The following is a 10344-nucleotide window of genomic DNA, read 5'->3' as shown; positions in this document are numbered from 1 at the left end:
GCGGTCCATAAATGATTCAGACATCAGCCTTTCCGGCGACACATAGAGAAGATCAAGGCTGCCACCATGGAGCCGGGCCAAAACCTGGCGCGACTCGTCTCCGGACATGGAGGAGTTATAATAGGCGGCTCGCACCCCGTTAACGGTCAGAGCATCCACCTGATCCTTCATCAGCGAAATCAAAGGCGAAACCACAATAGCCACCCCAGGCCGGTGCAGGGCGGGCAATTGATAGCACAGGGATTTGCCGCCACCGGTAGGCATCAATACGAAGAGGTCATTGCCTGCAATTATCTCCTCAATAATCTCTTCCTGATATGGTCGGAAGGAGGAATAACCGAAGATCGATTTCAGGGTTTCAATGGGTTTCATAGGCTGGGTTGTTGTTGTGGACATAGAATATACAGAATTATACAGTTTTTAAAATTATTCGTTTTTAGTGAAGACAAACGCCATCGACTTCCTGCTGGTCAGGAACCGAGGTACAAAGGCAGCCAAACGATTTCTGGCCAAGGCCATCAATAAAAATGGAAGTGTCTATCGTTGCATCTATTGATATCTGACCAGTGCTGCCAGCTTTTGCGCCAGTTCGGGGCTAAGTTTATTAAGAACGGTAATTTGCTGTTCGTAGCCACGTATGTCTTCGAGGTAGTAACAGACCAGACCAAGACCGAAATGAGCTTTGCTGAAATTAGGGGTTAGTTCAATAATCTTCAGGATAGTTGATTTGGCACTTTTCAGGTTTCCTTTGCCGAAATAGGCCGCTGCCAGCTTGTAGAGGAGGTTGGGGCTTCTGGGTCTCAGTAGTAGAGCTTTTTTCAACACACTAACAGCTTCGTCATATTGTTTGAGTTTAATATGGGTATGGCTGAGCAAATTCAGAAAAGCTGGCTCTTCGCTCTGACTTTCAGAGGCCTTATTCAGGGCCGCCAGGGCATCATCCCAGTGACCTAGACGGCCCTTGCAAAAGGCGATATCATACCAATAGGAATGTTTTTCAGGTTCCTCTTCAAGGGCCTTTTTAAAAAACGAAAGAACCGTTTGATATTCATCACATGAAAGTTCTGCCAAGGCAATCTCTCTTGATTAAAATCTATCCTTAAAATAGGGCGAGAGCACCTCCGGGAGAGTAAAGCTTCCATCGGCTTGCTGATAGTTCTCAAGAATAGCTGCCAGGGTTCGGCCCACGGCAAGTCCGCTGCCGTTCAGGGTATGTACCAAGGCGCTTTTGTTGCTGCCCTCGGGACGGTATCGGATTCCGCCGCGTCGGGCCTGAAAGTTTGCGAAATTACTACAGGAAGAGATTTCGCGATAGGTGTTTTGAGCGGGCATCCAGACCTCGATGTCATAGGTCTTACAGGCCGAGAAACCGAGATCACCACTACACAAAGTCACGACCCTATAGGGGAGTTTGAGAAGTTGCAGTACCTCTTCAGCATCGGCAAGTAGCGAATCAAGCTCCTGCTCGGAGGTTTCTGGGGTGGTGAATTTTACTAATTCGACTTTGTCGAACTGATGTTGGCGGATCATACCTCGTGTGTCTTTGCCGTAGGAGCCAGCCTCGGATCGAAAGCAAGGTGTGTATGCGGTATACTTAATGGGCAGATCTTTGAATGATAAGGTCTCGTCGCGATGAAGATTCGTTACCGGCACTTCGGCGGTGGGGATCAGATATAGATCCCAGTTTTCAGTTTTGAAAAGGTCTTCTTTGAATTTAGGAAGCTGCCCGGTGGCGGTCATTGTAGCAGTGTTAACCAGAAAGGGGGGCAGAATCTCCTGATAGCCGTGTTTTTGGGTATGCAGATCAAGCATGAAGTTGATTAATGCCCGCTCAAGACGTGAGCCAAGCCCCTTGAGTACTGAAAATCTGGCCCCTGAAATTTTGGCAGCGCGGTCAAAATCAATGATATCTTAAAACGCACCGATCTTCCAGTGAGGTTTAGGTGTAAATGAAAATTCGGGAACACTACCGTGTTTTCTAAGCTCAACATTATCTCTATCATCTTTACCAAAAGGAACAGAGTCATTGCAGAGATTAGGGATCTCCATAACAATTTCCTGAAGACTGGTTTCGGCAACCGCCAGTTTTGTTTCAAGATCCTTGATTGTGGCTCCTACTTCGCGCATCTCCTGCATTAAATCTTCTGCGTCCTGCTTTTGCGATTTAAGTTGAGCGACTTCCTGAGAAACAGTTTTTCGCTTGTTTCGCAAACCTTCAACCTCAGAAAGAAGTTGTCGGCGCTCGGCATCTATGGAAATAAACTGGTCAATTCGTGAACTATCCAGTCCACGATGCTCTACTTTTTTCTTAACCAGGTCAGCGTTTTCTCGAATAAATCGTAGTTCAAGCATTTGGAGTTCCTTTGGGCGGTAAAAAATTTGAAATTATGAAAGTTGCTAAAGCTGAAGAGTCGTTAAGATCAAAGACAGGCAGTGTCGTGTCAAGCTCCATATCTGTGACAAAAGCCTTCCAGCTTTCATCTCGGGAATTTATGGGTGATTTCTGGTTGGCCTGTCTGCATACTTCTATTTTTGGGTGCGGTCCTTTTTTATACCCTTCTGTGATCACGATATCGACATCGGTATAATATTGGTTCACAAGTTCGTTAATGGATAACTCGGTATCTGTGTCTCTGACAAGGCCAACACCAATAGGGGTGGCTAAAACAACGACCTTGGCGCCGGCCTGCTTGTGACGCCAGGTGTCTTTCCCCGGGATATCGAACTCAAAATCATGGTTATGATGTTTTAATACACCAACGCGAAAACCGTGTTTGATAAGTTGTGGAAGAAGTTTTTCAAGAAGTGTCGTTTTTCCACTATTAGATTTGCCGACTAAAGAAATGACTGGAGGCATTAGCAACCCTGTGTTTTTAATTTTGCTCTTCAGCGGAGCGGGCGATCACCCTGGCGGCCAGGTCATTTTTCGACCGCCAAGCACATGGAGGTGAAAATGAAAAACAGTTTGTCCGGCCTCTTCACCACTATTGACAACAAAACGAAATTGATCAGATCCATTCTCCTTGGCCAGATCAGAGCCAACGCGCAAAACTTTTCCGATCAGGGCTTCATCGACTTGGGCAAGTGATGATGGTCCGGCGATATGCCGTTTGGGGATGACCAGAAAATGTTTAGGGGCCTGGGGGCTGATATCCCAGAAGGCCATAACATCATCATCATCATATAAGGCGTCTGTTGGAATTTCTCCAGCTGCAATTTTGCAAAAAAGACAATTGTCACTCATGGGGATGATCTCCTTGAAATTATTTCCCAAAAGGGATAAGGGATGAATTTAACGTAAAGTACTGAAGAGCGCAAAGAAATATCTGGTACAGCCTCAGAAAAACAAGGTGAGAGTAAAATGAGACAGATTGTGATTAATGAACTAGGCCCTGAAGAGTCAGAAAAAATACATACCTACTTGCAGAAAAATGCCGAAGCAGCCGGGATTGCAGGGGCTTTCTGGCTTGAAATCCCGGAAGAGCTGTTAGGCGATGCCCAGGCGGGGCATGAGTCGTGCGGGCCTTTCCTTTTTGCAATCGAAGCCGGAGAAGATTTTGTTACTTATGAGCTATTGGTTCGAAGTCAGCGGAACCTTCATTGCACTTGCACCGCCTATCCTTCGGCAGAGCAGCGGGCCTATCTTCTGGATAAGTTTGATCTGATGGTGACTGAACTTGGTATTAAGGCCTGATCCGGATAAGCCGGAAATAAGCAGCCATAACAACAGGGCCTAAACACCGACCCAGAGAGCTGCGAGGCATAAAAAAAACCCTGCTGAGATCAGCAGGGTTTTAGTCAACTACTAACCGTAGGTTGGTGATTACCACCAGCAGTACGTTTTATCTGCATTAAAAACCATATCGACAAGTGCGTCGTAATCTGGTGCGTCAACGTTAAGATCAAAGCTTTGTGCCTCATTGCCTTCGGAGACGATTGCAGCAAGTTTCGATGTCACTTCATCTGGGGCCGAGCGGTAAACGTTTAAGACTTTCATCGTGAATGCTCCTTAATAGTATTAGACAATGCCGTAAGGAACGACAACATCCATTTCTCTGAGTTTCTGACCAAGCTCTTCAATGGTAATTGCGGCCATGTCGTTTTTCTCAACGTTGGCAGCAACGGTAGAATAAACTTCACCCTCCATATCACGAATCCACTCAAGATTTTCTTTGTTGTAGTCATCTAATTCTGGAACTTCGACGTTAACAGAGCAGTAAGCATACATATTTTCAACAGCTAAACCGAGTGCTGAACGCATACAGTCCAGAGCGTAGTCAGGGTGTCTTGAAATAAAAGTTACTTTTTTAGACATGATATTCTCCTTTTATAAAGTCAGGTAGCAGTCATAGTCTTCTATGATAGCACCGTGCTGGGCCTGTGTTCCCATTTTTTCAGGGCTGAGACCTGTTGGAACATCTGTGACATCAAAACCAGATCTTTTGTAGCTGTCCGCACAGATGGATACATCAACATTTTCCATCGCACAAAGGGCTTGAAATTCTGGGGTTTTGCTCAATTTGGTTCCGTGCCAAGTGAAAAACACCTTAACTTTTGAACCCTTCGCAACAGCGGCTTTAGTAATACCTACAACGTGGCGCATATGGTTTGGGTTGGTTACAAAAATACCAAGACTTTTTGCCATCTTTTCTCTCCCTTATAAATAACCGTGGCGCACCCACTCAAGTGAATACGCCATTGCTATATGGTTGGTTATGAGTACAAATTAACCTTTTTTGATATAGAAGCGAATAAAGCCATCATCTTCTTTTTCGCCCATGAACGTGTGGCCACTCTTTTCACACCAACCTGGCATGTCGTTTCTTGAACCAGGGTCTGTCCCAAGAACTTCAAGAATCTGACCGGAACTTAATTTGCCAATCTCTTTTTTGGTTTTAAGAAGAGGCATTGGGCAGCTCAGTCCTTTTGCATCCAGGGTCGCATCTGGGGTAATGTCACTCATAATTTCCTCCTTAACTATTTATTTTTGATATTCCACTCTTGCTGATACAAAGATTGTTGTCTACCAGTGATTAAATTTGATGTCAAGTTGTAAATGAATGATTATTCAGTCAGCGAAATGATTTGTGGGCGCTGGGTCTGTAAATTATTGAATCAATAAACAAAGATTGTCCTTAAGTAGTTTTGCCTAGCTGGAATTGGTGGCCATTTATCTTGCTTGACAAATTTTTTTTTGCCTATTAGAAGAGTGATAATCGGTAAACATGCGAATGTTACAATGTGGGGGTGGTTTGGCGGTTTTGTAAGTACTGTCGGTAAGACATTGAGAATAAATTTTGTTCTATTAAGGGGGGACAACCAATGAGTGAGAGTATTTTGGGGCGTAAGGCGAATGATCTGTTTAAAAAGCTGTGTGTGGATGAGTGGCATGCCAATACGGTTGGAATCATCATTGGGCTTTTCAGTATCCTGATTATGGCCTGGTGGAGACCGTGGGGAGCTGTTGGTGCCATAAGGAACTGGGGCGATTGGATTCTCTATGGTGTTGGTGTCTATGAAAATGCCCCGCAAAGTGTGATAATCAGCTCCGGCTCTGTTATTGGAATCGGTTTTGTTGCAGGAGCCTTTGTTTCGGCAAACCTTGGCAAGAATTTTGCCTTTCGCATCCCGCCCGTACTTGAAATGTGCAAGGCGGTGTTTGCTGGCTTGTTTATGGGTGTCGGCGCTACCCTGGCTGGCGGCTGTAATGTCGGTGGTTTTTACAATGCTATTGGTAATTTGTCCGCCCATGGTTTTGCCATGTGGCTGGGCTTGATTATCGGTGCTATCAGCGGTTTGAAGTATATCTATTGGGAGATGGAGAATATCTCCTGGGGTAGCGGTGGGGCCAAAACTTTTGATCTCCCTAGAACATTGCAGATTATTCTTGGAGTTGGCGGCCTGCTGGCCCTGATTTATGGGGCCTACTGCTATGGTGGCAGCGAAGACGCCTATGTTGCTTCCCTTGGCGGCCTGATTCTTATTGCCGCTGTCTTGGGGTATTCCATGCAGCGCGGGCGTTGGTGCATGATTCAGGGTTTTCGTGAGCCGCATATGACTGGTGATTGTACGATGGCTAAATCGGTTGCCTTAAGTCTCTGCATTGTCGCCATTGGCGCAGCGGTTTTGAAATATCCCGTGCCGCAGAGACTTATTGGCGTGCAGTCGACTTTTACCAGCGTAGTTGAGGCGGTGGAAGATGAAGGCTCTGGTATCGATATGGAAGCACTCCTCGAGGATATTGATGGTATTGAGACCTTACAGTCAAGTATTCCCGTACTTGCTAAAGGAAATTACGTGCGTGGCACCTTTGGCTGGGGCGGAGTAGTTGGCGGCATCCTGTTTGGTTTCGGCGCAATGCTGGCTGGTGGCTGTGGTACTGGGACTTTGTGGCGTGTCGGTGAGGGTCAGATTAAACTGTGGATTGTTGTACCGTTTTTTGGCATAACGACTTCGCTGCTGGCAAAATGGGTTAAGGCTGGCAATCTTGAAGCTAATGGCACGTTTGGCTCGTATGTGGTTATGCCGGATACCTTTTTGGGGTATGGCGGTACGTTAATATTAATTTTGGTCGCGATGGCAGCCTGGTATTTAATTGCTGAGTGGAACGAAGAGAGCGATAAACTTGTAGTTGAAATGTAGTAATTATTGCTAAAAGTAGTTGCCGCATTTGCCTTATCAGGTAGAATGCCTTGTGAATAGAGCCATGGTCGCAGAACGTTGCGGTCATGGCTCTGTTGTATTATGGCTTGACATACTACAACAAGTGTTGCTTTAGTGTAGGTAGTACTACTAACCAGATCAAAGGTTGAAATTAGGAACCTACTTATTGCAAAACGAGCTTGGTTCTTTTTCGGAGTAAGGCAATTTAAATGGATACCCTAACCACCGGATTTCAGAACAACGCCCCAGTTCGCCAGGAAGATCTCCTTGTTAATGGTGAGGCGGTTGTTATTGTCGATGATGATCCACTCATCAGGGAGCCCATACGTCTTTTCTTAACCGATTGTGGCATGCGCGTTTTAGAGGCAGACAGCGGCGCCAGGTTTCATGAACTGCTTGATACTGAAAATATAGCTCTTGCACTGCTCGATATTGGCCTACCTGACGTCGACGGCCAGCAAATCCTTCCCCACATAAAAGAACGGCACCCTGACACTGTTGTTGTTATGCTGACCGGCTCCTCTGACCTGCAAACGGCTCTTGACTGCTTACGTGGCGGTGCCGACGATTTTATCGCCAAGCCAGCGAGCTTAAGTGAAATCATGCGGATCGCCAAAAAAAATCTCGAAAAGCGGCGTTTGATTATTCAAAATCGGAAGTACCAGGAAGATTTAGAAAACGCCAACTTTCGTATTTCGTTGATGCACCAGTTGGCGGCCAAGATGAACTCCGTGTATCTTAATACTGTTCAGCTTGATGAGATATTGCAGGCAATTCTTGTTGGGATTACAGCCAACGAAGGACTGCGCTTCAATCGTGCTTTTCTGGCGCTCATTGACGAGAAGGAACACGTACTACAGGGACGGTTGGCAATCGGTCCCGGCTGTCGGGAAGAGGCCGATAAAATCTGGGGTGAGTTGCAGGCGAAGGAGCTGAATTTTTTTGAAATCGTCGATCATGTACGAACCTGTAATATTGATAATGAAAATCATGGGCTTAACAGACTGATTAAAAATCTTACGGTTCCGACCTCAGATACGGGCAATATTCTTATTCATTCTGCCTTGGAACGGAAAAGTATAAAGGTGGATGGAACCATTAAAAGTGGTTTTGACCTTTCCTGGGTTTGCGGCTTTTTAGGGACTGATGAGTTTGTTGTTGTGCCGTTGTACTCCCCCCGTCGATCTTTAGGGGTCATTATTGCCGATAACTTCATAACCAGGCGTCCGATTAGTGATGGTTATCTGGGCGCCTTGGAGTTTTTTTCCAGTCAAGCAAGCCTGGCTATCGAGCACAGCATGCTTTATATGGACATGGAGAAAACCATTGCTAAACTTGAAAGTCTTAATTACGAGTTGGATAAGAACAAGGATATGCTTATCGAGGCGGAGCGGTTTTCCGCCCTTGGTCATATGGCCGCTCAACTTGTTCATAATATTCGTAACCCGATTACCGCAGTTGGCGGAATTGCCAGAATTCTGGCCAAGAAAGGGGGCCCGGAGCAGGCCAAGTATACCGATGTGATGAACAAAGAGATCAGCAGACTTGAGTCTACCCTTGAGGAGCTTTTTGATTTTGTCTCGCATGCGGAGGTAAACAAAGAAGAGGTGCAGTTCTACCCGCTGTTGCAGAAGGTTTTTCTTCTTCTGCAGGCCGACACCAACAAGCATAACATAGAGGTCTCGCTGGATTTTCCTGAGCCTGATATCACCTTGCAAATTGATCAGAAGTTAATTCGCCAGATGCTGGTGCATCTTTTTAAAAATGCCATTGAAGCCATGCCAGACGGTGGCCTCATGAAAGTGGTTGTGACTCGAGAGAGTGCCTGGCTGACAATTCGGATCCGCAATACCGGGAATATGATTGATGATGAACAGATTCGAAAAGCCAAGGAGCCTTTTTACACAACCAAGTCTTACGGCACAGGTATGGGCCTTACAATGGTCGATCGAATTGTTAGAGCCCATATGGGTAACTTTACCATAGGCCGACATGATACCAGTACAGAGGTTCTGGTTAAGTTGCCCCTATGAAAATTGTTCCTCCCCCTCCCCAAGAGAGTTCCCGTTCGGCTGTCAAATCCACCCTTAAAGCAACTTCATTTACTCCAAACCAGTCGTCCGGCATTGTCAGTATCAGCCCGAGCAGTGTGCAGGTTGGCGATTTAGTCAAGGGACTGGTCGTCTCTGTAGATGCAGACGGAAAGCTGACCATTGAATCGTCGGTGGGCCGCTTTACGGTAAAATCACTTGCCGGATTAGTAGTCGGAGACAGGCTCTTACTGGAGATTGTCAAGGCTGGAGATAATCCACTTCTAACGATTGTCAGCGCTAAAGCCCAACAGTCGAAAATGAATCAATCAGCAGCAGCTGTTCTCGATCAGGTTGGTATTGAAAGCGGCGAGTTGGTCAAAGGCAAAGTTGTCTCTGTGGACGCGAAGGGGCTGGTGACTATTGAGCCTGAGAGAAGTCGCCTGGGCCCGAAAACTCCTGCCACTATCTCTGTCGGGGACAAAATTATCGTAAAAACTGTGTTGACAGTCAACCCCTCGTCGGTTTCTGACCCGCTCCCGACATCTTCGCAAGTGCATCAAAGAAACCAATCTGCAAACGTTGTTGTCTCAACTCAGTCTGATGCTCAGCCTGGGGATCCGCTTCAAGGCAAAGTTGTTGCGGTGGATTCCCGGGGACAGGTTATCATCGAGTCTGCGGCTGGGCGATTTTCGGCAAAACCACCTGCGGCAGTGGCTGTTGGAGAGACAATTGTGTTTGAGATTGTGAAGGCGGGAGAGAAACCAGTTGTTGAAATCATTCCAGACAAATTGGTACAAGTGAATTCGAAGCAGTCTGCAGGTGCTCCTGTTGGTTCAAGCCAGGCTGAGATGCAAGCAGCAGGCTTGGTTAAAGGCACTGTGGTTTCTGTTGACTCCCAAGGACAGGTGACTATTGAGGCCGAGGGAGGTCGATTTTCTGCCAAATCATTTACAGCCTTATCTGTAGGGGATCAGATCTTGGTGGAAATAGTCAAGGTGGGAGCTGCATTACCTCTGGATCCTGTTCAGGGTAATCCAGCGCAGGGTAAGGGTCAGGTTTTTGATATTCTGCGTGTTCTTATGCCATGGCTTCGGCCTGGAAATGCAGCGAACTTTCAAGGATTGCTTGAAAATTTCCAGGTTCCTTCTCGAGACAACGCTGGAGGCGCAGGCGCCCCCTTAAAAACCACCAGCGAAGGGCAGCTTTTAGAGTTTCTGGTGAAAAATTCAGTCGCAGAAAAACCTGACCCCTTGCAGCACATAAAAGTAGCCTCCCTGATATCCAGCCTGAGGAGTGGAAGTTCACTATCTGCCGGTCTACAGAATTTTTTGAATATTACCAATGTCGGCATCCTTGATGAGGCCTCTAATCCAGAGTTAAAAAAAATGGCCCAACTCCTTGAAAGTCATGGGGCCTTAAACAGCAGAGAAGGGCAGGTTGCCTCTCCGTCTCAGTCGGCGCAATTATTTGACGGCTGGTTGTTTCCCTGTTTTTTTGCCAACGGAGAAGGGGTTGGTGAGTGGTTGTTTTCGTTTGAGCAAAACAAAACAGGGGATCCGGAAGAGGGCTGTTGTCTTACCTTTTATCTCCTATGCGGCTCACGAAAACCCTGAATCATGCACCAGCGCCCGCGCTGCATGGAATACCC

General features: G+C 46.5%; 11 protein-coding genes and 2 pseudogenes. 4 read left to right on the top strand and 9 right to left on the bottom strand.

Annotation, left to right across the window (positions count from 1 at the left end; translation table 11 throughout):
* From HQK80_13160 to HQK80_13140, 5 genes and pseudogenes are all read right to left on the bottom strand, one after another.
* On the bottom strand, positions 1 to 372 hold a 372-nt coding region (locus tag HQK80_13160), incomplete at its 3' end, for a DEAD/DEAH box helicase (protein MBF0223151.1).
* A 177-nt stretch (positions 373 to 549) separates the two neighbouring features.
* The gene (locus tag HQK80_13155) at positions 550 to 1071 is read right to left on the bottom strand and encodes a tetratricopeptide repeat protein (protein ID MBF0223150.1); all 522 of its coding nucleotides are present in this window, start codon (positions 1069 to 1071) and stop codon (positions 550 to 552) included.
* A gap of 15 nt (positions 1072 to 1086) precedes the next feature.
* Positions 1087 to 2352, bottom strand: a pseudogene (gene serS / locus HQK80_13150) (serine--tRNA ligase).
* A complete protein-coding gene (mobB, locus tag HQK80_13145) occupies positions 2345 to 2863 on the bottom strand; it encodes a molybdopterin-guanine dinucleotide biosynthesis protein B (protein MBF0223149.1) in 519 nt (172 codons plus the stop codon). Before mobB ends, serS begins: the two are co-directional and overlap by 8 nt.
* 39 nt (positions 2864 to 2902) lie before the next feature.
* Positions 2903 to 3244, bottom strand: coding sequence for a histidine triad nucleotide-binding protein (locus HQK80_13140; protein ID MBF0223148.1), 342 nt, complete (start codon positions 3242 to 3244; stop codon positions 2903 to 2905).
* A 117-nt stretch (positions 3245 to 3361) separates the two neighbouring features.
* On the opposite strand from HQK80_13140, the gene HQK80_13135 reads away from it, so the two are divergent.
* Positions 3362 to 3694: a hypothetical protein gene (locus HQK80_13135; protein ID MBF0223147.1), complete on the top strand. Its 333-nt coding sequence runs from the start codon at positions 3362 to 3364 to the stop codon at positions 3692 to 3694.
* A 129-nt stretch (positions 3695 to 3823) separates the two neighbouring features.
* Here HQK80_13135 and HQK80_13130 read toward each other — a convergent pair whose 3' ends face one another.
* The 4 genes from HQK80_13130 to HQK80_13115 all read right to left on the bottom strand — a co-directional run bounded on the left by HQK80_13130 (position 3824) and on the right by HQK80_13115 (position 4963).
* Positions 3824 to 3997: a hypothetical protein gene (locus HQK80_13130; GenBank protein ID MBF0223146.1), complete on the bottom strand. Its 174-nt coding sequence runs from the start codon at positions 3995 to 3997 to the stop codon at positions 3824 to 3826.
* 21 nt (positions 3998 to 4018) lie between these two features.
* A complete protein-coding gene (locus tag HQK80_13125) occupies positions 4019 to 4315 on the bottom strand; it encodes a hypothetical protein (protein ID MBF0223145.1) in 297 nt (98 codons plus the stop codon).
* Between the two features lie 12 nt (positions 4316 to 4327).
* The gene (locus tag HQK80_13120) at positions 4328 to 4645 is read right to left on the bottom strand and encodes a peroxiredoxin (GenBank protein ID MBF0223144.1); all 318 of its coding nucleotides are present in this window, start codon (positions 4643 to 4645) and stop codon (positions 4328 to 4330) included.
* A gap of 81 nt (positions 4646 to 4726) precedes the next feature.
* Positions 4727 to 4963 (bottom strand): sulfurtransferase TusA family protein, encoded by a 237-nt coding sequence (locus tag HQK80_13115; protein ID MBF0223143.1) that lies wholly within the window; start codon positions 4961 to 4963, stop codon positions 4727 to 4729.
* A 359-nt stretch (positions 4964 to 5322) separates the two neighbouring features.
* On the opposite strand from HQK80_13115, the pseudogene HQK80_13110 reads away from it, so the two are divergent.
* The 3 genes and pseudogenes from HQK80_13110 (at position 5323) to HQK80_13100 (ending at position 10309) form a co-directional block, all read left to right on the top strand.
* A pseudogene (locus tag HQK80_13110) lies at positions 5323 to 6135 on the top strand (YeeE/YedE family protein).
* Positions 6136 to 6872: 737 nt separating this feature from the next.
* The gene (locus HQK80_13105) at positions 6873 to 8696 is read left to right on the top strand and encodes a response regulator (protein MBF0223142.1); all 1824 of its coding nucleotides are present in this window, start codon (positions 6873 to 6875) and stop codon (positions 8694 to 8696) included.
* Positions 8693 to 10309 (top strand): hypothetical protein, encoded by a 1617-nt coding sequence (locus tag HQK80_13100; GenBank protein MBF0223141.1) that lies wholly within the window; start codon positions 8693 to 8695, stop codon positions 10307 to 10309. The genes HQK80_13105 and HQK80_13100 overlap by 4 nt, the downstream gene beginning before the upstream one ends.
* Positions 10310 to 10344: the final 35 nt, after the last annotated feature.

This window comes from Desulfobulbaceae bacterium (assembly GCA_015231515.1).
In the GTDB taxonomy this organism is placed as follows: Bacteria; Desulfobacterota; Desulfobulbia; order Desulfobulbales; family VMSU01; genus JADGBM01.
The sequence above is the reverse complement of the archived record's forward strand: the minus strand, read 5'-3'. Positions and strand labels throughout refer to the sequence as shown.